General features: G+C 71.0%; 20 protein-coding genes and 1 riboswitch. Of the genes, 12 read left to right on the forward strand and 8 right to left on the reverse strand.

The window, feature by feature from the left end:
• Positions 1-83 precede the first annotated feature (83 nt).
• Entirely contained in the window at positions 84-1,490 is a 1,407-nt protein-coding gene (locus AB0E77_RS21770) for a family 2B encapsulin nanocompartment shell protein (protein ID WP_361573102.1), read from the reverse strand.
• Between the two features lie 303 nt (positions 1,491-1,793).
• Here AB0E77_RS21770 and AB0E77_RS21775 point away from each other — a divergent pair, with 303 nt between their 5' ends.
• Positions 1,794-2,384 (forward strand): N-acetylmuramoyl-L-alanine amidase, encoded by a 591-nt coding sequence (locus tag AB0E77_RS21775; protein ID WP_361573104.1) that lies wholly within the window; start codon positions 1,794-1,796, stop codon positions 2,382-2,384.
• A gap of 39 nt (positions 2,385-2,423) precedes the next feature.
• Positions 2,424-3,341, forward strand: coding sequence for a pyridoxal-phosphate dependent enzyme (locus tag AB0E77_RS21780; RefSeq protein WP_361573106.1), 918 nt, complete (start codon positions 2,424-2,426; stop codon positions 3,339-3,341).
• A gap of 42 nt (positions 3,342-3,383) precedes the next feature.
• Here the strand turns inward: AB0E77_RS21780 and AB0E77_RS21785 are convergent, their stop codons facing one another.
• Entirely contained in the window at positions 3,384-4,979 is a 1,596-nt protein-coding gene (locus AB0E77_RS21785) for a Na+/H+ antiporter (RefSeq protein ID WP_361573184.1), read from the reverse strand.
• 59 nt (positions 4,980-5,038) lie between these two features.
• Here AB0E77_RS21785 and AB0E77_RS21790 point away from each other — a divergent pair, with 59 nt between their 5' ends.
• The 3 genes from AB0E77_RS21790 to AB0E77_RS21800 all read left to right on the forward strand — a co-directional run bounded on the left by AB0E77_RS21790 (position 5,039) and on the right by AB0E77_RS21800 (position 7,076).
• Positions 5,039-5,299, forward strand: a complete 261-nt coding sequence (locus tag AB0E77_RS21790; RefSeq protein ID WP_361573108.1) for a UBP-type zinc finger domain-containing protein — start codon at positions 5,039-5,041, stop codon at positions 5,297-5,299.
• Positions 5,300-5,559: 260 nt separating this feature from the next.
• On the forward strand, positions 5,560-5,973 hold the full coding sequence (locus AB0E77_RS21795) for an anti-sigma regulatory factor (RefSeq protein WP_003973726.1): 414 nt from the start codon (positions 5,560-5,562) through the stop codon (positions 5,971-5,973).
• 17 nt (positions 5,974-5,990) lie between these two features.
• The gene (locus tag AB0E77_RS21800) at positions 5,991-7,076 is read left to right on the forward strand and encodes an RNA polymerase sigma factor SigF (RefSeq protein ID WP_361573110.1); all 1,086 of its coding nucleotides are present in this window, start codon (positions 5,991-5,993) and stop codon (positions 7,074-7,076) included.
• 57 nt (positions 7,077-7,133) lie between these two features.
• On the opposite strand, the gene AB0E77_RS21805 is transcribed toward AB0E77_RS21800, so the two are convergent.
• Positions 7,134-7,586, reverse strand: coding sequence for a hypothetical protein (locus AB0E77_RS21805; protein ID WP_361573112.1), 453 nt, complete (start codon positions 7,584-7,586; stop codon positions 7,134-7,136).
• A gap of 116 nt (positions 7,587-7,702) precedes the next feature.
• On the opposite strand from AB0E77_RS21805, the gene AB0E77_RS21810 reads away from it, so the two are divergent.
• Complete coding sequence (locus AB0E77_RS21810) at positions 7,703-8,671, forward strand: diacylglycerol kinase family protein (protein ID WP_361573114.1); 969 nt, start codon at positions 7,703-7,705, stop codon at positions 8,669-8,671.
• Between the two features lie 319 nt (positions 8,672-8,990).
• Positions 8,991-9,248, forward strand: a complete 258-nt coding sequence (locus AB0E77_RS21815; protein WP_003973730.1) for a WhiB family transcriptional regulator — start codon at positions 8,991-8,993, stop codon at positions 9,246-9,248.
• Positions 9,249-9,458: 210 nt separating this feature from the next.
• Here AB0E77_RS21815 and AB0E77_RS21820 read toward each other — a convergent pair whose 3' ends face one another.
• Positions 9,459-10,925, reverse strand: a complete 1,467-nt coding sequence (locus AB0E77_RS21820; RefSeq protein ID WP_361573186.1) for a PAS domain-containing sensor histidine kinase — start codon at positions 10,923-10,925, stop codon at positions 9,459-9,461.
• Positions 10,926-11,518: 593 nt separating this feature from the next.
• Between AB0E77_RS21820 and nagB the strand changes: the two genes are divergently transcribed.
• Positions 11,519-12,304 (forward strand): glucosamine-6-phosphate deaminase, encoded by a 786-nt coding sequence (nagB, locus tag AB0E77_RS21825; protein WP_361573116.1) that lies wholly within the window; start codon positions 11,519-11,521, stop codon positions 12,302-12,304.
• Between the two features lie 106 nt (positions 12,305-12,410).
• Here nagB and AB0E77_RS21830 read toward each other — a convergent pair whose 3' ends face one another.
• The 4 genes from AB0E77_RS21830 to dasA form a co-directional block, all read right to left on the reverse strand.
• Positions 12,411-13,898: a glycoside hydrolase family 3 protein gene (locus AB0E77_RS21830; protein WP_361573118.1), complete on the reverse strand. Its 1,488-nt coding sequence runs from the start codon at positions 13,896-13,898 to the stop codon at positions 12,411-12,413.
• 9 nt (positions 13,899-13,907) lie between these two features.
• Entirely contained in the window at positions 13,908-14,738 is an 831-nt protein-coding gene (locus AB0E77_RS21835) for a carbohydrate ABC transporter permease (RefSeq protein ID WP_361573120.1), read from the reverse strand.
• Positions 14,735-15,721, reverse strand: a complete 987-nt coding sequence (locus AB0E77_RS21840; protein WP_361573122.1) for a sugar ABC transporter permease — start codon at positions 15,719-15,721, stop codon at positions 14,735-14,737. The genes AB0E77_RS21835 and AB0E77_RS21840 overlap by 4 nt, the downstream gene beginning before the upstream one ends.
• A gap of 87 nt (positions 15,722-15,808) precedes the next feature.
• Positions 15,809-17,086, reverse strand: a complete 1,278-nt coding sequence (gene dasA / locus AB0E77_RS21845; protein ID WP_361573124.1) for a N,N'-diacetylchitobiose ABC transporter substrate-binding protein DasA — start codon at positions 17,084-17,086, stop codon at positions 15,809-15,811.
• Between the two features lie 456 nt (positions 17,087-17,542).
• Here dasA and AB0E77_RS21850 point away from each other — a divergent pair, with 456 nt between their 5' ends.
• The 4 genes from AB0E77_RS21850 (at position 17,543) to AB0E77_RS21865 (ending at position 20,927) form a co-directional block, all read left to right on the forward strand.
• A complete protein-coding gene (locus tag AB0E77_RS21850) occupies positions 17,543-18,307 on the forward strand; it encodes a GntR family transcriptional regulator (RefSeq protein ID WP_239762586.1) in 765 nt (254 codons plus the stop codon).
• 158 nt (positions 18,308-18,465) lie between these two features.
• The gene (locus AB0E77_RS21855; protein ID WP_361573126.1) at positions 18,466-18,723 is read left to right on the forward strand and encodes a DUF3311 domain-containing protein; all 258 of its coding nucleotides are present in this window, start codon (positions 18,466-18,468) and stop codon (positions 18,721-18,723) included.
• Positions 18,720-20,348: a monocarboxylate uptake permease MctP gene (gene mctP, locus AB0E77_RS21860; RefSeq protein ID WP_361573128.1), complete on the forward strand. Its 1,629-nt coding sequence runs from the start codon at positions 18,720-18,722 to the stop codon at positions 20,346-20,348. The genes AB0E77_RS21855 and mctP overlap by 4 nt, the downstream gene beginning before the upstream one ends.
• A 72-nt stretch (positions 20,349-20,420) precedes the next feature.
• Positions 20,421-20,927 carry a GNAT family N-acetyltransferase gene (locus tag AB0E77_RS21865; RefSeq protein WP_361573130.1) on the forward strand — a complete coding sequence of 169 codons (507 nt, stop codon included), beginning with the start codon at positions 20,421-20,423 and terminating at the stop codon, positions 20,925-20,927.
• A 78-nt stretch (positions 20,928-21,005) separates the two neighbouring features.
• A riboswitch (cobalamin riboswitch) is annotated at positions 21,006-21,083 on the forward strand.
• Positions 21,084-21,205: the final 122 nt, after the last annotated feature.

Raw genomic sequence — 21,205 nt, forward strand, 5'->3', positions numbered from 1 at the left:
TCACCTCCCCCTTGCGTTCGTGTCCGTACCCCCGGGGTGTACCCGCCCGGGCGGGCGGGAACACGGCGTTCGGAAGAGGGGCGTCACCGCCAGCGGCCGATCTCGACGTTCTCCAGGACACCGAGCGCGTCGGGCACGAGGACGGCGGCCGAGTAGTAGGCCGTGACCAGGTACTTGATGATGGCCTGTTCGTTGATGCCCATGAACCGCACCGACAGACTCGGCTCGATCTCGTCCGGGATGCCGGTGGCCCGCAGGCCGATGACGCCCTGGTCCGCCTCGCCGGTACGCATCGCGATGATCGAGGACGTGCGGGCCTCGCTGACCGGGATCTTGTTGCAGGGGTAGATGGGGACACCGCGCCAGGTCGGGATGCGGTTGCCGGCGACGTCGATCGTCTCGGGGACCAGTCCGCGCTTGTTCAGCTCGCGTCCGATCGCGGCGATCGCCCGCGGGTGGGCGAGCAGCAGCTTCGTGCCGCGCCGGCGGCTGAGCAGCTCGTCAAGGTCGTCCGGGCCGGGCACGCCGTCGTGCGGCTGGATCCGCTGGTCGTACTCGCAGTTGTGCAGCAGTCCGAACTCGCGGTTGTTGATGAGCTCGTGCTCCTGGCGCTCCTTCAACGCCTCGACGGTCAGCCGGATCTGCTGTTCCGTCTGGTTCATCGGCTGGTTGTAGAGGTCGGCCACGCGCGAGTGGATGCGCAGCACGGTCTGGGCGACGCTCAGCTCGTACTCACGGGGCCGCGCCTCGTAGTCGACGAAGGTGTGCGGGATGTCCGGCTCGCCGCTGTGGCCGGCGGCGAGGTCGATGGCCTTCTCGCCGTGCTTGTTGGTGCGCTGCGCGGGGATCGAGCGCTGCCGCTGGAGGTGTTCGCGCAGGGTGTCCGCGCGCTGCGCGACCCGCTCCACCTCCTGGCGGGGCAGCACGAGGACCGTGCAGGCCGTGACCGTGCGGGCGGTGTACTCCCAGATGGCGTCCCCGTCGAGCAGGGCCGCCTCGCCGAAGTAGGCGCCGTCGGCGAGGACCCCGAGGACGGCGTCGTCGCCGTACGGGCCGGTGCCGATCTTCTCGACCCTGCCGTGCGCCAGCAGATAGACCTCGTCGGCCTGAGCGCCGAACGAGGCGATCACCTCGCCCGGGCCGAACTCCCGTTGCTCGCAGCGCCGGGCGAGCTCCGACAGGACCTCCTCGTCCTCGTACGCGCGCAGGGCCGGCAGCTCGCCCAGCTCGGCGGGGACGACCTCGACGCGGTCGCCGGTCTTCACGAACGTCACCCGGCCGTCGCCCACGGCGAAGGTCAGGCGCCGGTTGACCCGGTATGTGCCGCCCTGGATGTCCACCCACGGGAGCGTGCGCAGCAGCCAGCGCGAGCTGATCTCCTGCATCTGGGGTACGGACTTGGTGGTGGTGGCCAGGTTCCGCGCGGCCGCCGTGCCGAGGCTCTGCTGCGGCCTGGTCTGCTCGGTGCGGATCTCTTCGCCTACCGACATAAGGAATTGCCCTCCCGGTCATGCCGGACGCCTGCGCCCGGCATCGATGTGCGTGGACCAGCCTTCCTCACGGAGCGTGGCGGTGCTATTACCCGAAAGAGCGGGAATGGATCACCGGCCGCCGGGGCAGGAAGAGGGACTCGCGCGGCCGCACGGGGCCGGGCCCGCCACTGCTGCGCACGAGGTTGTCCGGATCGGCTCGCACACGGCCCGAACAAGTCATAGGGACGGCTCCGTTTCGGTACAAGCTCCGTACGAGGCGGTCGCGTCCGGCGGTCGTCGCGCAGCGTGAAGGAGTCGGCCATGGCCTCACCCATGTCCGCGGGAAGTTTCCTCAAGGCCCTGAAGGCGGAGGGTCTCACCGTCGTCGAGGTCGGCGACTGGCGGCACCACAACCGCAACCACAAGGGCCCGTGGGGGCCCGTCAACGGCGTGATGATCCACCACACGGTCACCAAGGGCAGCGCGCGGACCGTGGACATCTGCCGCAAGGGCTACGAAGGGCTGCCGGGACCGCTGTGCCACGGCGTGATCACGAAGGACGGCCGGATCCACCTCGTCGGCTACGGCCGGGCCAACCACGCCGGGCTCGGCGACGACGACGTCCTGCGCGCGGTGATCGCGGAGAAGGCGCTGCCCCGGGACAACGAGGCGAACACGGACGGCAACCGGCACTTCTACGGCTTCGAGTGCGAGAACCTGGGCGACGGCGAGGACCCCTGGCCGGCGGCTCAACTGGAGGCGATCGAGAAGGCCGCCGCCGCGGTCTGCCGTCACCATGGCTGGACGGAACGTTCCGTCATCGGCCACCTCGAGTGGCAGCCGGGAAAGGTGGACCCGAGGGGCTTCACGATGACGTCGATGCGGGCGCGGATCCGGGACCGGCTGAAGTGACCGCCCGCACCGCGCGCCGGGCGGCGTGACAATGGCGGGGTGACCAGCACCGACCCCGCCGATCCCGCCGGCCTCGCCGCCCTGCGCCCCCGGTTGCCCTCGCCGTTGCAGGAGGCCGTGGACGACCGGTTCGAGCGGCGCGGCGTGCGGCTGCTGCTCAAGCGCGACGATCTGATCCACCCGGACCTGGTCGGCAACAAATGGCGCAAACTCGCACCGAATCTCGCCACGGCGCGCGGCCGCAGCGTCGTCACCTTCGGGGGTGCCTACTCCAACCATCTGCGCGCCACGGCCGCCGCGGGCCGGCTGCTCGGGCTGTCCACGGTCGGCGTGGTCCGGGGCCAGGAGCTGGCCGGGCGGCCGCTCAACCCCTCCCTGGCCCGGTGCGCCGCCGACGGCATGCGGCTGCACTTCACCGACCGCGCGGCCTACCGCCGCAAGGGCGAACCGGCGACCCTGGCGGCGCTGCTGCGGGCGGCGGGCGCCGAGGACGCGGTCGTCGTCCCCGAGGGCGGCAGCAACGCCGCGGCGGTCCGCGGGTGCCGGGCCCTCGGCGAGGAGCTGGCCGGGCACGCCGACGTCGTCGCGCTCGCGTGCGGCACGGGCGGCACGCTCGCCGGGCTGGCCGCCGGACTCCCCCGCGGCCGGCGGGCGCTCGGGATACCCGTGCTCAAGGGCGGCTTCCTGGCCGAGGAGGTACGACGGCTGCAGCAGGCGGCCTTCGGCGGGCGACGCGGCGACTGGAGCCTCGACGACCGTTTCCACGGCGGCGGCTACGCGCGCGTCACCCCGGAGCTCGACGCGTTCGCCGCGGACTTCGAACGCCGCCACGGCCTGCCCGTCGAGCGGATCTACGTCGCCAAGATGCTGTACGCCCTGCTCGCGCTGGCCGAGGAGGGCGCCTTCCCGCGCGGCACGACCCTCGCGGCCGTCGTCACCGGCCGCCCCTTCCCCTGAGGCCCGCGTACCGCCCGCCGCGAACCGCGCCGTCCGGCAGGTCTATGCGGCCTCCCGATACGCCGCCGCCTCCTCCAGGTCCAGGCGGCGCAGCAGCGTGCGCAGCATCTCGTCGTCGATGTACCGGCCGTCGCGCAGCCGGACGAAGACCTCGCGCTCGGCGCTGATCATCTCCCTGGACAGCCGCCGGTAGGTGTCGTCGACGGTCTCGCCGGTGACGGGGTTGGCCTGTCCGAGGCGTTCCCAGACGGCGTTGCGGCGGCGCTCGAGGACCGAGCGCAGGCGGTCGGCGAGGGGCGCCGGCAGGGCGTTGCGCTCGTCGGCGAGCAGTTCGTCCAGGCGCCGTTCGGCGGCCCGGGAGGCCTGCGCCTGGGCGTTGGCCTCCGCCAGCGTCTCGGCCTGCACATCGTGCTGCGGGAACTTCAGCAGGCGGATCAGGGGCGGCAGCGTCACCCCCTGCACGACCAGCGTGCCGATGACCGTGGTGAAGGTCAGGAACAGGATGAGGTTGCGTTCGGGGAAGGGGGCGCCGCCGTGCACGGTGAGCGGGATGGAGAAGGCGATGGCCAGCGAGACCACGCCCCGCATCCCGGCCCAGGCGATCACGAACGGCCCTTTCCAGCCGGGGTCCTCCTCACGCGCGCGGATGCGTGCCGACAGCATCCGCGGGAGGAGGGTCGCCGGGTACACCCAGACGAAACGGGCCGCGGCGACCACCAGGAAGACGGCGACCGCGTACCAGGCGGCATCGGACCCCTCGTACGCGCCGAGGCCCTTGAGGACCACGGGCAGCTGCAGGCCGATCAGGGCGAACACGGCCGACTCCAGGACGAAGGCGACCATCTTCCACACGGCCTCCTCCTGGAGCCGGGTGGCGAAATCGACCTCCCACGCACGGTGGCCGAGATAGAGCGCCACGACCACGACCGCCAGCACTCCGGAGGCGTGCACCTGCTCGGCGACGGCGTAGGCGACGAACGGGATCAGCAGGGAGAGCGTGTTCTGCAGCAGCGCCTCCCTGACGTGCGTGCGCAGCCAGTGGATGGGCACCATCAGCACCAGCCCGACGCCGACACCGCCGACCGCGGCGATCAGGAACTCGCCGATCCCGCCGGCCCAGGTGGCGCCCTCGCCGACCGCCGCCGCGAGGGCGACCTTGTAGGCGGTGATCGCGGTGGCGTCGTTCACCAGGGACTCGCCCTGGAGGATGGTGGTGATCCGGGACGGCAGCCCCACCCGGCGCGCGACCGCCGTGGCCGCGACCGCGTCCGGTGGAGCCACCACCGCGCCGAGCACCAGCGCGGCGGTCAGCGGCAGCCCGGGCACGACGAGGTAGGCGGCGCAGCCGACCACGAAGGTCGCGAAGAGCACGTACCCCACGGACAGCAGGGCCACCGGCCGCAGCTGGGCCCGCAGGTCGAGGTAGGAGCTGTCGGTGGCCGCCGTGTACAGCAGCGGCGGCAGCAGCAGGGGCAGGACGATGTGCGGGTCCAGGGTGTAGTCGGGCACCCCGGGCAGATAGCTGACCGCCAGACCGGCGGCGACCAGCAGCAGCGGCGCCGGCACCGGGGTGCGCCGGCCCGCCGCGGCGATCGCGGCACTGCCCGCCACCAGCAACAGCAGCGGCATCACGTCCATGGCCTCGCCCACCCTTTTCTCCGCGCGGTCGCCCGTGCGCCCGTCGTAACCTGGCAATCATGAAACAGTGCACGCACGCCGAAGGGCTGCCGCACCCGGAGCCGGAGCCGCTGGGCGACACCTGCCCGGAGTGCCTGGCCGAGGGCACGGATCCGGTGCAGCTGAGGCTGTGCCTCACCTGCGGCCACGTCGGCTGCTGCGACTCCTCGCCGAAGCAGCACGCGACGGCGCACCACAAGGAAACCGGCCACCCCGTGATGCGGACCTTCGAGCCCGGGGAGAGCTGGCGCTGGTGCTTCGTCGACCACGTGCTGGTGTGAGCCGGTACGACTGTGCCGGGGGACGGTTCGACCGTCCGGTGCCGGGGTACGTCAACCCGGCGCGCGCTCTCCCGATTTGAGCCCGCCGAACCCCTAGCCACTGTGCGTGTTCGGGTGTTTACTATGAGTGACAGCAAGGGGTTGGGGTCTCGGGGACAGAGATGTCCGGAGCGCGATAACGTCACCGCTGAACCACGTGTCGCGTTACCCCGAGGGGCGACCCTCGGCCCTGTAACGCTTGTACCACCTTGGAGGTGAGGGTGTCCCAGATCGCAGGCGAGCCCGCGACCCAGGACTTCGTGGAAGTCCGGCTGCCGGCCGCGGGTGCCTACCTGTCGGTGCTGCGTACGGCGACGGCCGGCCTCGCAGCCCGCTTGGACTTCACCCTCGACGAGATCGAGGACCTGCGCATCGCAGTGGACGAGGCCTGCGCGATCCTGCTGCAGCAGGCCGTGCCCGGCTCGGTGCTCAGTTGCGTCTTCCGCCTCGTCGACGACTCGCTCGAAGTCACTGTCTCGGCGCCGACCACGGACGGTCACGCCCCCTCGCGGGACACCTTCGCCTGGACCGTCCTGTCCGCTCTCGCGGGCAAGGTCTCCTCCGCCGTGGACGAGGACAAAACCGTTTCGATCAGCCTCTACAAACAGCGCGGCGCGGGACCCGGGCCGACGTGAGGAACGGGGACGGGCCGGTGCGGGACGAAGAACGCGGCACACGAGGGCTGTCGGCCGAGGGCGCTCGTTCGGAGAACGAGGCCCCACACACGGTGGACGGCATCGACGGCATTCCCGAGCAGGCCCGGCCGCACCCGGAGGACGACACCCCTCCGGGGACCGGGAGCGGGGGCGGTGTCGTGCGGAGCACGCCCACGGCCGGCCGGACCGGGAGCACGCCCGCCCGGCCCGGCCGAGCGGAGGCGAGGGCTCGGGAAAGGGCGACGGGCGAGACGATGAGCGAGCACGAGCGACACTCCCACGACCGGGCGCCGGGCGCGCGCGGCACGCAGGGCACACGGCACGACCCGCAGGACCGCAGCGGGGCGCGCGCCCTGTTCCTCGAGCTGCGCACGCTGGAGAAGGACAGCCCCGCGTACGCGGAACTGCGCAACCGGCTGGTGCGCATGCACCTCCCCCTCGTCGAACATCTCGCGCGCCGCTTCCGCAACCGCGGCGAGCCCCTGGACGACCTCACCCAGGTCGCCACCATCGGGCTGATCAAGTCCGTCGACCGCTTCGACCCGGACCGCGGGGTGGAGTTCTCCACCTACGCGACGCCGACGGTCGTCGGCGAGATCAAGCGGCACTTCCGGGACAAGGGCTGGGCGGTGCGCGTCCCGCGCCGGCTCCAGGAGCTGCGGCTGGCCCTGACGACGGCCACGGCGGAGCTCTCGCAGCTGCACGGCCGCTCCCCCACGGTCCACGAGCTCGCCGAGAAGCTGTCGATCTCGGAGGAGGAGGTCCTGGAGGGCCTGGAGTCGGCCAACGCGTACTCCACGCTGTCCCTGGACGTCCCGGACACCGACGACGAGTCGCCGGCGGTCGCGGACACCCTCGGCGCCGAGGACGAGGCGCTGGAGGGCGTCGAGTACCGGGAGTCGCTCAAGCCTCTGCTGGAGGACCTGCCGCCGCGCGAGAAACGGATCCTGCTGCTGCGCTTCTTCGGCAACATGACCCAGTCGCAGATCGCGCAGGAGGTCGGGATCTCCCAGATGCACGTGTCGCGGCTGCTGGCGCGCACGCTGGCGCAGCTACGGGAGAAGCTGCTGGTCGAGGAGTAGCCGCCACGACGCCGGTCGCGCCGGTCGTTCCTCGACTGCTTCTCGACTACTTCTCGACTACTTCTCGACGCGGCCGGGTCCGCGGATGCCGAGGGCCCGGGTCGTCGTGGGGTTCACGAGCAGGACAAGCGACGCGACGGACACGGCGGCGAGCGCGATTCCCGCCGGGATGGCCACGCTGTCGGCCTGCAGCAGGTTGTAGGCCACGGGGAGCGCCATGAGCTGCGTCATGACGGCGGGTCCCCGGCTCCAGCTCCGCCGGGCGAGCAGTCCGCGCGCGGCGAGCAGCGGCAGCAGGGCGAGGACGATCAGGGTGACGCCGCCGGTGACGGCGGCGGTCCGGTCGGCGGGGTGTCCGGTGAGCCCTTCCACGAGCATCCAGACGCCACCGACGACGAGCGCCAGGCCCTCCAGCGCGGCGAGCGCGGCCGCGGCGGTCAGGCGGCCGGGACGGGGCCCCGCCTCGTCGGCGGCTTCGGCTCCGGGCGTGGGGTTCTGCTCACTGCTCACCCCAGAAGGGTAGCCCGCAGGGCGCCGGTGCCCGCGGGCCGGGCCCGCGCGGGTGTCCGGCCCGATCCCCACCTCGGTCTGGGCCGGGGTACCGCCCAGTAGGTACCCTGCACAGCATGCGTGCACTTCTCGTGGTCAATCCGGCGGCAACCACCACGAGCGCGCGCACGCGCGACGTGCTCATCCACGCGCTCGCGAGTGAGATGAAGCTGGAGGCGGTCACCACCGAGTACCGCGGCCACGCGCGTGACCTCGGCCGGCAGGCCGCGCAGAGCGACGACATCGACCTGGTGGTCGCCCTCGGCGGCGACGGCACGGTGAACGAGGTCGTCAACGGCCTGCTGCACGCCGGACCCGACCCGGAGCACCTGCCCGGTCTCGCGGTGGTCCCCGGCGGCTCCACCAACGTCTTCGCCCGCGCCCTCGGCCTGCCCAACCACGCGGTGGAGGCCACCGGCGCCCTGCTGGACGCACTGCGCGAGGGCAGCGAACGGACCGTGGGGCTGGGCCTGGCCTCCGGCACACCGGGCACGGAGGACGAGGCCGTGCCGGCCCGCTGGTTCACCTTCAACGCCGGACTGGGCTTCGACGCCGGCGTGGTCGGGCGCGTCGAGCAGCGGCGCGAGCAGGGCAGGAAGTCCACCCACGCCCTCTACGTCCGCCAGGTGGTGCGCCAGCTCATCGGCGAGCCGCACCGCCGCAGCGGCACCATCACGCTGGAGCGCGCCGGTGAGGATCCGGTGACGGATCTGGTGCTGTCCATAGTCTCGAACACCTGCCCGTGGACGTTCCTCGGCAACCGCCCGATCTACGCCTCGCCCGAGGCGTCGTTCGACACGGGGCTGGATGTGTTCGGACTGAGCCGGCTCTCGACCGCCGCGGTTGCCCGGTATGGCACCCAGTTGCTCACTTCGTCCCCCGAGCGCGGCCCCCGTGGGAAGCATGCCGTCTCCCTGCACGATCTGAGTGACTTCACCTTGCATTCGAAGGTGCCCCTCCCCCTCCAGATGGACGGTGACCACCTGGGGCTGCGAACGAGCGTGACGTTCACAGGCGTACGCCGTGCACTGCGTGTGATTGTGTGAGCAGAACCGGCAAAAGTCCTTTCACTCGAACGTTTAGGCCAGGGTCCACCCCATAGAAGTACGGCTGTGACCTAGTCGACACCGAAGAATCAAAAAAAACTTTCCGGAAGGGGTTGTATCCACCGCCGAGGTTTGCGAGTCTCTTCTTGGCGATCGGGACGGCCCGCAACACCAGCCTCCACAGATCACCGGAACCCCTCTTCAAACCCAAGGACCACGCCGGGAACCTGGCGGTAGGCCCTTCCCTTGTTGAGGGATTCGTGAAAGCGTTCACATTCACAAGCACCCTGCACAGTCATACCAAGGAGAGGTAGCAGCCATGGACTGGCGTCACCGCGCCGTTTGCCGCGAGGAAGACCCCGAGCTCTTCTTCCCCATCGGCAACACCGGTCCCGCGCTGCTGCAGATCGAGGAAGCCAAGGCCGTCTGCCGTCGCTGCCCTGTCATGGAGCAGTGCCTGCAGTGGGCGCTCGAGTCCGGTCAGGACTCCGGCGTCTGGGGTGGTCTCAGCGAGGACGAGCGCCGCGCGATGAAGCGCCGTGCCGCCCGCAACCGGGCTCGTCAGGCCTCCGCCTGACCAGTCACCCCTGCTGACAGCCTGAGCTTGGCGGCGCGTACAGCGAGTACGCAACTCCCGCCCCCGAGCCGCAGCGCGCAGTACCCCGATGCTCCCCCGCATCGCATGAGCACTGGCCTCGGACCTTCACCGGTCCGGGGCTTTTTGCTGTCCCGGCTGCGGTCCCGCGCCGTCCCGGCTCCGCCCCGCTCGCTCCTGGACCCCCCTGCCCTACTTCCCCGCCGGCACCGGGATGTCGAGGATCACACTGGTGCCGCGCTCGGGGGCCGGGACCATGTCGAAGGTGCCGCCCAGCTCACCCTCGACCAGCGTGCGGACGATCTGCAGTCCGAGATTCCCGGAGCGGTGCGGGTCGAAGTCCTCGGGCAGGCCGACGCCGTCGTCCTGGACGGTGACCAGCAGCCGCGAATCCTTGCGCGTGCCGCCGCGGACCGCGGAGACCTCGACCGTGCCGGTGTCGCCCTCGCGGAAGCCGTGCTCCAGCGCGTTCTGCAGGACCTCGGTCAGCACCATCGACAGCGGGGTGGCCACCTCGGCGTCCAGGATGCCGAAGCGGCCGGTGCGCCGGCCGGTCACCTTGCCGGGCGAGATCTCGGCGACCATGGCCAGCACGCGGTCGGCGATCTCGTCGAACTCCACCCGCTCGTCCAGGTTCTGAGACAGCGTCTCATGGACGATCGCGATCGAGCCGACGCGGCGTACCGCCTCCTCGAGCGCCTCGCGACCGCGCTCCGAGCCGATGCGCCGGGCCTGGAGCCGGAGCAGGGCGGCCACCGTCTGGAGGTTGTTCTTCACCCGGTGGTGGATCTCCCGGATGGTGGCGTCCTTGGTGATCAACTCCCGCTCGCGGCGGCGCAGTTCCGTGACGTCGCGCAGGAGCACCAGCGAACCGATGCGGGTGCCCTTGGGCTTGAGCGGGATGGCGCGGAACTGGATCACCCCGTCGTGCGCCTCGATCTCGAACTCGCGCGGTGCCCAGCCGCTGGCCACCTTCGCGAGCGCCTCGTCCACCGGGCCCCGGGACGGGGCGAGTTCGGCCGTGGTCCGGCCCAGGTGGTGGCCGACGAGGTCGGCGGCGAGGCCCATCCGGTGGTAGGCCGACAGCGCGTTCGGGGAGGCGTACTGGACGATGCCGTCCCCGTCGACGCGGATCAGGCCGTCGCCGACGCGCGGCGAGGCGTCCATGTCGACCTGCTGGTTCTCGAACGGGAAGGCGCCCGCGGCGATCATCTGCGCGAGGTCCGAGGCGCTCTGGAGATACGTGAGCTCCAGGCGGCTCGGGGTGCGCACGGTGAGGAGGTTGGTGTTGCGCGCGATGACGCCGAGGACGCGCCCCTGGCGCCGCACGGGGATGGACTCGACGCGGACCGGGACCTCCTCGCGCCACTCCGGGTCGCCCTCGCGCACGATCCGGCCCTCGTCCAGCGCGACGTCCAGCATGGGGCGCCGGCCGCGCGGGACGAGGTGGCCGACCATGTCGTCCTGGTACGAGGTCGGGCCGGTGTTGGGCCGCATCTGGGCGACGGACACATAGCGCGTGCCGTCGCGGGTGGGGACCCACAGGACCAGGTCGGCGAAGGAGAGGTCGGAGAGGAGCTGCCACTCCGACACCAGCAGGTGGAGCCACTCGAGGTCGGAGTCGTCGAGGGCGGTGTGCTGGCGTACGAGTTCGTTCATGGAGGGCACGTGGCCGAGCGTACCTGGCGGTACGGACAGCGATCGAAATCGGCCAGATTCCGCCGCGTCAGGGGCCCGGAGACACCCGCGGGCCGCGGCGCCTGGGAGGGACCCTCAACCCTCCCGGCACCGCAGCCCGGAGCAACATCGGCCGTGGGGTGTGCGGTCCCGTGCGGCCGAAGGGTGAGGAGCCGGGGCAGTCAGGGCAGAGAGCTCCGGTTCCTCGGTCCGCCCTCCTGTGCGGGGAAGGCGGAAGCCCGACGTCTTCTCGCGTGAGTGTCGCGGCCGGTGTCTGGTGTCCATTGTGGACTAGACCACTAGCCGTGTCCATGCGGTGGACGGTCTTTGCAGTTGTCGTGTTCCGACGCCGCCCGGACGTCCGGGCGGTCGCCTGAAGCCTAACCCTGTTGGCCCACGAGCGGGGCCGGACGGCCGCGACAATTTCCGCCCGCCCGGCGGTGCGCGCCGGCGCACACCTGGGGCGGGCCGCCGTTTCGGAGCGCCTGTGGGGCCCTCCTCTGTTAGATTGGTCTAAACCACATAGCCATTCCCGGGCACCGGGTGGGCCCCTGACTTCGAAACGGCAGGCAAGCGTGGAAGTTGTCATCGTTCCCGACGCCGCGGCGGGCGGCGAGCTCATCGCCGAGGCCATGGCGCAGCTGCTGCGGCGCAAGCCCGACGCCCTGCTCGGGGTGGCCACCGGCTCGACGCCGCTGCCCGTGTACGAGGCGCTCGCGGCCCGGGTGCGCGCGGGCTCCGTGGACACCGCGCGGGCCCGGATCGCCCAGCTCGACGAGTACGTGGGGCTGCCGGCGGACCACCCGGAGTCCTACCGTTCGGTGCTGCGCCGCGAGGTGCTCGAGCCGCTCGGGATCGGCATGGACGCCTTCCTCGGCCCGGACGGTACCGCCGTGGACGTGCAGGCCGCGTGCGAGGCCTACGACCGCGCGCTCGGCGAGGCCGGCGGGGTGGACCTCCAGCTGCTGGGGATCGGGACCGACGGGCACATCGGGTTCAACGAGCCGTGCTCCTCGCTCGCCTCGCGGACCCGGATCAAGACGCTGACCGAGCAGACCCGCGTCGACAACGCCCGGTTCTTCGACGGCGACATCGAGCAGGTCCCGCACCACGTGATCACGCAGGGCATCGGCACCATCCTGGAGGCCCGGCACCTGGTGCTGCTGGCCACCGGCGAGGGCAAGGCGGACGCGGTCGCCGCGAGCGTGGAGGGCCCGGTCGCGGCCGTGTGCCCGGCCTCCGCGCTCCAGCTGCACCCGCACGCCACGGTCGTCGTGGACGAGGCCGCCGCCTCCAAGCTGAAGCTCGCCGACTACTTCCGGCACACCTACGCCCACAAGCCCGACTGGCAGGGCATCTGATCCCCGGGCCCGCGCCCACCCCCTGCGGGCCCGAAGGCGGAAGGCGCCGCACCCCCCGACCGGGGGGTGCGGCGCCTTCGTCGTGACGGGCCGGCGGACACCTGGATCAGGCGCCCGCGACGACCTCCGCGGCCGCCCGGCCGCAGACCCGGGCCGCGCCGTGGGTGGCCACGTGCAGGGCGCCGCGGGGCTCGGCTCCGGGGACGCCCATCTCGACCACGATCGTGTCGGGCCGGGCCGCCAGCAGGGCGTCGAGGGCCGCCGCCATCCAGGGGTGGCGGTGCTCGTCGCGCACGACCGCCACGACACGGCGCGGGCCGGCCGCCGCGAGCACCTCGTCGCCGGCGCCCGCCCCGGCGAAGCTGCCGGTCTCGGTGCCGGGGAGCAGCCGGCCGAGCTCGGCGGCGACGCCCCAGGGGGTCTCGTCGCCGACCGCGATGTTGGCGCCCGGGGTGAGCGCGGCGACGTACGGCGCTTCGGTGAGGGGGGTGAAGCCCTCGGTGACGGTGACGCGCAGGGCGCGGCGGGCCGCGCGCAGGCCCACCTCGCCGTCGGCGGGCAGGGACCGCGCGGCGTCCCGGGCCCCGGCCGTCCAGCGGGCCAGGGCGCGTACCCGTTCGGCCGCGTCGACCAGGCGTTCCTCGGACAGCTCCCCCGAGCGGACCGCCGCCACCAGGGCGTCGCCGAGGCGTCGTACGGTCTCCTCGTCGGCGAGACCGCCGCCCACGCAGATCGCGTCGGCACCGGCCGCGACGGCCAGCACGCTGCCGCGTTCGATGCCGTAGGTGCCGGCGATGGCCTGCATCTCCATGCCGTCGGTCACGATCAGACCGTCGTAGCCCAGTTCGCCGCGGAGCAGCTCGGTCAGGATGCGGGGGGACAACGTTGCCGGACGGTCCGGGTCCAGGGCCGGGACCAGGATGTGGGCGCTCATCACCGCGCGGCTGCCGGCGGCGATGGCCGCGCGGAAGGGCACCAGGTCGCGCTCGGCCAGCACCGAGGCGTCCACGTCGATGCGCGGCAGGGCGTGGTGGGAGTCGACGGCGGTGTCGCCGTGGCCCGGGAAGTGCTTGGTGCAGGCGGCCACCCCCGCCGACTGCAGCCCGGTGACGTAGGCCGCGGTGTGCCGGGCGACCAGGTCGGTGCCGGCGCCGAAGGAGCGCACGCCGATGACCGGGTTGCCGGGGTTGGAGTTGACGTCGGCGGACGGGGCCCAGTTCAGGTTGACGCCGCAGGCCGCGAGGCGGCGGCCCAGCTCGGCGGCGACCTGCCGGGTGAGCCCCACGTCGTCCACCGCGCCGAGGGCGAGGTTGCCGGGGAAGGACGAGCCGGTGCGCACCTCGAGGCGGGTGACGTCGCCGCCCTCCTCGTCGATGGCGACCAGCACGTCCTCGCGCTCGGCGCGCAGCTGGGCGGTGAGCGCGGCCAGCTGCTCGTCCGAGGCGATGTTGCGCCCGAACAGGCCGACGGAGGCCAGCCCCTCGCCGAGGCGGCGCAGCACCCAGTCGGGGGCGGTGGTGCCGGTGAAACCGGGCTGGAGGACGGTCAGCGCGTCGCGTGTGAGCGTGTCGGTGCCGCTGGCGATTGTCGTCATCGGGTGGCGTTATCCCTTCACGGCGCCGGCGGTCAGGCCGCTGACGGCCTTGCGCTGGAGGAAGACGAAGAGGATCAGGATCGGGATGGCGAAGAGGGACGAGGCGGCCATGGTCGCACCCCAGTTGTCGCCGAAGACCGTCTGGAAGCTGGTCAGCCACAGCGGCAGGGTCTGGGACTCAGCCTCCTTGTTGACGACCAGGACGAGGGGGAGCTCGTTCCAGGCGGTGATGAAGCCGAACATCGAGGTGGACATCAGGCCCGGCGCGAGCAGCGGCAGGATGACCCGGCGGAAGGCCTGGGCGCGGGTGCAGCCGTCGACCATCGCGGACTCCTCCAGCTCCTTCGGCACGGCGGCGACGAAGCCGCGCAGCGTCAGGATGGTGAAGGGCAGGATCATCATCATGTAGAAGAGCGTGAGCGGCACGAGGCTGTTCAGCATCGACGCGTCGCGCACGATCATGTAGATGGCGATGACCATGACTTCCCAGGGCGCCATCTGGGCCAGCATGAAGCCGACGATGAAGCCGCGCCGCCCCTTGAACCGCATGCGGGCCAGGGCGAAGGCGCCGGCCAGCGCGATGATCAGCGAGAAGACGACCGCGCAGACGGTGACGACGAGCGAGTTGGTGACGTACGTCCAGAAGTGGTCGGCGTCGACCGCGGTCCTGAAGTGCTCGAAGGTGATGTCGGTCGGGAACCAGACCGGGTCCTCCGAGATGATGTCGCCGGTCGGCTTGAAGGCCGTGGCGAACATCCAGTACACGGGGAAGACGAGGCCGATGAACAGGACGACGGCCGTGACGTTGGGCCACAGGCGGCCGAAGAGCGAGCGCTTCACAGCTCGTCCTCCTCTTGCTTGAGCACGATCCTGAGGTAGTACGCGGTCAGGCCGAGCAGGATCAGGATGGTCAGGACCGCGATCGCCGCGCCCATGCCGTAGTGCTGGTTGCCGACGCCCTCGATGTAGGCGTAGACGGGCAGGATCTCGGTGAGACGGTCGGGGCCGCCGCCGTTGAACGTGTACACCTGGACGAACGCCTTGAAGATCCAGATGACCTCGAGGAAGGTCGTCGCGTAGAGGAACGGCCGCAGGAACGGCATCGTGACCGTGGTGAAGCTGCGCCAGACGCCGGCCCCGTCGAGGGCGGCGGCCTCGTACAGCTCGCCGGGGATGGTGGTGGTCGCCGCGTACAGGTTGATCGCGACGAACGGGACGGACATCCAGACGATCAGGACGGTGACGACGAAGAACGTCGAGAACTGGCTGCCGGTCCAGCTGTAGTCGGCCATGGAGTGCCAGCCGAGCTTGTCCAGGACCCAGTTGACGACGCCGAAGCGCTGGGCGAAGAGCCACTGGTAGACGGTGGTCGCGGCGACCACCGGCATGGCCCACGCCAGCACCAGGCCGATCATCAGCGTGAACCGCATCGCCTTGCCGAGGCGGGCGAGCAGCAGGCCGATCAGGCCGCCCAGCACCATGGTGAGGACGACGTTGACCGCGGTGAAGACGATGGAGCGGAGGGTGACGCGCCAGAAGTCCTCGCCGGTGAGGACCTCCTTGTAGTTGTCGAAGCCGGTCCACTCGGTGACGTGCTGGATCAGCTGCGCCATGTTGAGGTTCTGGAAGGACAGCAGTCCGTCCTTCACCAGCGGCCAGCCGAGCAGCAGCACGGTGGCCGCGCAGGCCGGCAGCAGCAGGAGGTACGGGACGAGCGCGCCGGCGCGGGACGCGGCTCTCGGTTTCGCCTGGCCGGTGTTCCCGCCGTCCGCCTTGCGGACGTCCGACGGGCCTCGGGGCGGCCGTTCGGTCTGCACGGTCATGCTCGCGGTCTCTCTTCTTCTCGACCTGTCCAGCTCAAGCCGGGGCGGGGGCCGTCGCGTGCCGGCCCCCGCCCCGCTCACCCGGTGTTACTGCTGCTGCGCCAGGCGCTTGTTGAACTCGCCCTCGACCTGCTTGGCGGCGTCGGCGGGGGACTTCCCCTTGAGCACGGCCGTCAGGTAGGTCTTGATCGGGTTCGGGTCGTTCTCGACCGCGGCCCACTCCGGGATCAGCGGCGTGGTGTCACCGCCGGCGGAGGCCGGCGCGGCGGCCTCGGCGGCCGCGTTGCCCTGCAGGTTGCTCTGCAGCGACTCCTTGTTCGGGATGACGCCGTTGGCCTTGGCCAGCCCGCCCTCGTACTTGTCGGAGAGCGCGAGCTTCAGGAACTCCTTGGCCAGCTCCTGCTTCTTGCTGCCCGCGGCGACGGCCAGGTTGGAGCCGCCGAGGAAGACGCCCTCGGGCTTGTCGGCCGTGGCACCCGGGATGGTGAAGTAGCCGAGGTCCTTCTCGATGGCCGGGTTGGCGGCGATCGCCGAGGCGCCCTCCCAGCCCATGCCGATGAAGGCGCCGGTCTTGCCCTTGGCGAAGACCTCACCCTGCTGCGGGGTGGCCTCGTCCTTGTCCTTGGGCGCCTTGGAGAGGGCCTGGAACTTCTTGTAGGTCTCGGTGGCCGCGGCGACCTTCGGGTCGTCCAGGTTGGAGACGTACTTGTCGCCGTCCTTCTTGACCAGCTCGCCGCCCTCGCCGACGACCAGGCCCACGAAGTGGTACCAGTTCTGGCCGGGCAGGTAGATCGGCTCGGCGTCGGTCTTCTCGCCGATCGTCTTGAGGTCGTTGTAGAACTCGTCGCGGGTCTTGGGCGTGTCCTTGATGCCCGCGTCCGCCCAGATCTTCTTGTTGTAGACGACGACGCGGTTGACCACGAACCACGGGGCCGCGTACTGCTTGCCCTCGAAGACGGCGGACTTGTTGAGGGACTCGGACCAGTCGGTGCCGATGCTGCTCTTGAGGTCGCTCAGGTCCGCCAGGCCGCCGGTCTTGGCGTAGGCCGGGGTCTGGGTGTTACCGATCTCGAAGACGTCGGGCGGGTTCTCCTCGGAGAGAGCGGTGGTCAGCTTCTGCTGGATACCGTTCCACTTCTGGACCTCGAACTTGACCTTGGCCTTGGTCTTCGCCTCGAACTCCTTGGCGAGGTCCGCCTGCCACTGGTCGGGCGAGGAACCGTCCATCACCCACACGGTCAGCGTCTGGCCGGCGTAGCCGTCCGCCCCGGCCTTCTTGCCGTCGTCGCCGTCGTCGCCCCCGCACGCCGCGATCGAGACCATCATGCCCGCGATACCGATCGCGGCTATCAGCTTGCGCTTCACGCCACCCTCCTCAGGGATGCCACAAAACCCCCCTGCCTCCCCGCGGTTGCTCGTCGACGCGGACCGCCCTTGGGGCCGGGACCTGGACCAATGGTGTAGACCAGTACGGGGAGCTTGGCCCAGACCAATAGGGCTGTCAAGGGTGTTCAAGCGCGCTCCGGGCGTCCGTGATGGGACCGAGATATGCAGGGACCTTTCATTGCGCAAGCGACACATCGGACGGACCGGGGCCGGGTGTACCACTTCCGCCCGAGCGGGCCGCGGAGGCGGCCGGAGGGGACGTACCAACGGGCCCGGGCGGCGCTGTGGACTAGACCAACGGGGGTCTCGAAGGTATACAGAAGGGATCACGGAGCGTGCGGGATCCTCCTCCCGGCACCAACCCGTGCCACGATGTGAGCCGTGGCCGATAGGGGATGTCGGTCGCTTCGGCACCCGGAGCCGGGAAGGCAGAGCATGAGCACCGACGTCAGCAGTGCGGAGAACGAGGGTGGGGCGACCGTCCGTACCGCGCGCGTGCCCAAGTACTACCGCCTGAAGAAGCATCTGCTCGACATGACCCGGACACAGGCGCCGGGTACGCCGGTCCCGCCCGAGCGCACCCTGGCCGCGGAGTTCGACACCTCCCGCACGACCGTGCGCCAGGCCCTGCAGGAGCTGGTCGTCGAGGGCCGCCTCGAGCGCATCCAGGGCAAGGGCACCTTCGTCGCCAAGCCCAAGGTGTCGCAGGCCCTGCAACTCACCTCCTACACCGAGGACATGCGGGCCCAGGGCCTCGAACCCACCTCGCAGCTGCTGGACATCGGCTACATCACCGCCGACGAACGCCTCGCCGGGCTGCTGGACATCACGGCGGGCGGGCGGGTGCTGCGCATCGAGCGGCTGCGCATGGCCAACGGCGAGCCGATGGCCATCGAGACGACCCATCTGTCGGCGAAGCGCTTCCCCGCGCTGCGCCGGTCGCTGGTGAAGTACACGTCCCTCTACACCGCGCTCGCCGAGGTGTACGACGTCCATCTCGCCGAGGCCGAGGAGACCATCGAGACCTCGCTGGCGACCCCGCGCGAGGCCGGCCTGCTCGGCACCGACGTCGGCCTGCCGATGCTGATGCTCTCCCGGCACTCGCTGGACCGCACGGGCCAGCCGGTGGAGTGGGTCCGCTCGGTGTACCGCGGCGACCGCTACAAGTTCGTGGCCAGGCTGAAGCGCCCCCAGGACTAGGGGCCGTCGGACCGCCGGAACAGGGCCCGTCACCCCCACGTGGGATGCGACATTGCGTTTGGGGACCGATATACGGACGAGGTCTTCCGCTCTCTTGACACCGTCACCTACATTTCGTGCGCACTGCACCAGGTGATCGTGAGGGGACGGAGCCACGCATGTCACAAGCCCCGGAAGTGAACAGAGGGCCGACGGTGACGCCGGTGCGCGTCGTCATCGCCCTCTGTCTTGTCGCACCGTTCGTCGCCATGCTGTGGGTCGGCTCGTACGCCAAGACCGACCCGGCGTTCATCGGCATCCCGTTCTTCTACTGGTACCAGATGGCGTGGGTGCTGATCTCCACCGTGCTGACGGTGATCGCGTACAAGCTCTGGCAGCGTGACCAGCGCGCCCGCCGGGAAGGCGGGGCCCAGTGAACGACGGCGTGAACGGCGTCGCACTCGCCGTCTTCATCTTCTTCTTCGTGCTCGTCACCGCGATGGGCTTCCTGGCCGCGCGCTGGCGCAAGGCCGAGAACGAGCACAGCCTCGACGAATGGGGCCTCGGCGGCCGCTCGTTCGGCACCTGGGTCACCTGGTTCCTGCTGGGCGGCGACCTCTACACGGCGTACACCTTCGTGGCCGTCCCGGCGGCGATCTACGCGGCGGGCGCGTCCGGCTTCTTCGCGGTGCCGTACACGATCCTGGTGTACCCGCTGATCTTCACCTTCCTGCCCCGCCTGTGGTCGGTCTCCCACAAGCACGGCTACGTGACGACCTCGGACTTCGTGCGCGGCCGCTTCGGCTCGAAGGGCCTGTCGCTCGCGGTCGCCGTCACCGGCATCCTCGCCACGATGCCGTACATCGCGCTCCAGCTGGTCGGCATCCAGGCCGTCCTGGACGTGATGGGGGTCGGCGGCGGCGAGGACACCAACTGGTTCGTCAAGGACCTGCCGCTGCTGATCGCCTTCGGTGTGCTGGCGGCGTACACCTACTCGTCGGGTCTGCGCGCGCCCGCGCTGATCGCGTTCGTGAAGGACACGCTGATCTACATCGTGATCGCGGTGGCGATCATCTACATCCCGATCAAGCTGGGCGGCTTCAACGACATCTTCGCGAAGGCGGGCGAGGCCTTCGGCCAGACCAACGAGGCGACCGGGAAGCCGCGCGGGGCGGTGGTGCCGGGCGAGGCGAGCCAGTGGACGTACGCCACGCTCGCGCTCGGCTCGGCGCTCGCGCTGTTCATGTACCCGCACTCGATCACCGCGACGCTGTCCTCCCGCAGCCGTGAGGTGATCCGCCGCAACACCACCATCCTGCCGCTGTACTCCCTGATGCTCGGCCTGCTGGCGCTGCTGGGCTTCATGGCGATCGCGGCCGGTGTGAAGGTGCAGAACGGCCAGCTGGCGATCCCGCAGCTGTTCGAGGACATGTTCCCGGACTGGTTCGCGGGCGTGGCCTTCGCGGCGATCGGCATCGGCGCGCTGGTCCCGGCGGCGATCATGTCGATCGCGGCCGCGAACCTCTTCACCCGCAACATCTACAAGGACTTCATCAAGCCGGACGCCACCCCCGAGCAGGAGACCAAGGTCTCCAAGCTGGTGTCGCTGCTGGTGAAGGTGGGCGCGCTGATCTTCGTCCTGGGCATGGACAAGACGGTCGCGATCAACTTCCAGCTGCTCGGCGGCATCTGGATCCTGCAGACCTTCCCGGCGCTGGTGGGCGGCCTGTTCACCCGCTGGTTCCACCGCTGGGCGCTGCTCGCCGGCTGGGCGGTCGGCATGGTCTACGGCACGGCCGCCGCGTACGGGGTCGCCTCACCGACGCAGGCGCACTTCGGCGGCTCCTCGAAGGAGATCCCGGGCATCGGCGAGATCGGCTACATCGGTCTCACCGCCTTCGTGCTGAACGTCCTGGTCACCGTGGTCCTGACCTTCGTCCTGAAGGCCGTCAAGGCGCCCGACGGCGTCGACGAGACCCAGCCGGGCGACTACACGGCGGACGCGGGCGACCCGGGCGTCCAGGTCGAGCTGCCCCCGGCCACGGCGGGCTCCTCGCACTGATCCCGCTTCGCGAACGGGCCGTCGGAGAAATCCGGCGGCCCGTCGTCGTACCCGTCGGGCACACTCGGCTCCATGGACTTCGTGATCCGGCGGGCGGCGGCCGAGGAGTACGACACCCTCGGCGAGCTCACCGCACAGGCGTACCTCCGGGACGGCCTCCTCGACTTCGGCGAGAGCGACGCGTACCTGGGCGAACTGCGGGACGTGGCCAAGCGGGCGGCGGCCGCCGAGGTGCTGGTCGCCACCGCGGACGACCGGGTCCTGGGCGGCGTGACCTTCGTGCCCTGCGGCGGCACCATGGCCGACATCGCCCGGCCCGGCGAGGCCGAGATACGGATGCTCGCCGTCGCCCGCGAGGCGCGGGGACGCGGCGTCGGCGAGGCCCTGGTGCGGTCCTGCGTCGACCGTGCCCGGGCCGTCGAGGGCTGCGTACGCGTCGTGCTGTCGACCCAGCGGACGATGCGCACCGCCCACCGGCTCTACGGGCGCCTGGGCTTCGCCCGCACGCCCGGGCGGGACTGGAACCCGCTGCCCGAGCTCGACGACATCACGCTGCTCACCTACGAGCTGACCCTCTGAGACCGGCCTCGACACTACATCTGGGGGCGCTCGCGCGACCCGGCACAAGATGTATGCTCATGCTCGCTGTCGCCGCAGGGGAATCCGGTGCGAATCCGGAACTGTCCCGCAACGGTGTACACGCGTGTTTCCGCACGCGTGTCCAGTCCGAGGACCTGCCGACGGTGCGCCCGGCCGTCCCGGTCCGGGTGCCATGACGTCCGGGCCTCGCGGAATGGGCCGGTGGACGCGACGCCGCGTGCGCTCGTGAGCTGCCCCCCGCCCTCCGCCTGGCCCCG

The organism is Streptomyces sp. NPDC032940 (assembly GCF_040636935.1).
GTDB lineage: Bacteria > Actinomycetota > Actinomycetes > Streptomycetales > Streptomycetaceae > Streptomyces.

Bases quoted from the DNA above. Each gene is read 5' to 3' on its own strand.
- AB0E77_RS21785 (WP_361573184.1), bottom strand. From the start codon at position 4,979: ATGGACGTGATGCCGCTGCTGTTGCTGGTGGCGGGCAGTGCCGCGATC.
- AB0E77_RS21830 (WP_361573118.1), bottom strand. From the start codon at position 13,898: ATGACGACAATCGCCAGCGGCACCGACACGCTCACACGCGACGCGCTG.
- AB0E77_RS21770 (WP_361573102.1), bottom strand. From the start codon at position 1,490: ATGTCGGTAGGCGAAGAGATCCGCACCGAGCAGACCAGGCCGCAGCAG.
- AB0E77_RS21865 (WP_361573130.1), top strand. From the start codon at position 20,421: ATGGACTTCGTGATCCGGCGGGCGGCGGCCGAGGAGTACGACACCCTC.
- AB0E77_RS21815 (WP_003973730.1), top strand. From the start codon at position 8,991: ATGGACTGGCGTCACCGCGCCGTTTGCCGCGAGGAAGACCCCGAGCTC.
- AB0E77_RS21820 (WP_361573186.1), bottom strand. From the start codon at position 10,925: ATGAACGAACTCGTACGCCAGCACACCGCCCTCGACGACTCCGACCTC.
- AB0E77_RS21810 (WP_361573114.1), top strand. From the start codon at position 7,703: ATGCGTGCACTTCTCGTGGTCAATCCGGCGGCAACCACCACGAGCGCG.
- AB0E77_RS21775 (WP_361573104.1), top strand. From the start codon at position 1,794: ATGGCCTCACCCATGTCCGCGGGAAGTTTCCTCAAGGCCCTGAAGGCG.
- AB0E77_RS21840 (WP_361573122.1), bottom strand. From the start codon at position 15,721: ATGACCGTGCAGACCGAACGGCCGCCCCGAGGCCCGTCGGACGTCCGC.
- AB0E77_RS21855 (WP_361573126.1), top strand. From the start codon at position 18,466: ATGTCACAAGCCCCGGAAGTGAACAGAGGGCCGACGGTGACGCCGGTG.
- AB0E77_RS21790 (WP_361573108.1), top strand. From the start codon at position 5,039: ATGAAACAGTGCACGCACGCCGAAGGGCTGCCGCACCCGGAGCCGGAG.
- AB0E77_RS21850 (WP_239762586.1), top strand. From the start codon at position 17,543: ATGAGCACCGACGTCAGCAGTGCGGAGAACGAGGGTGGGGCGACCGTC.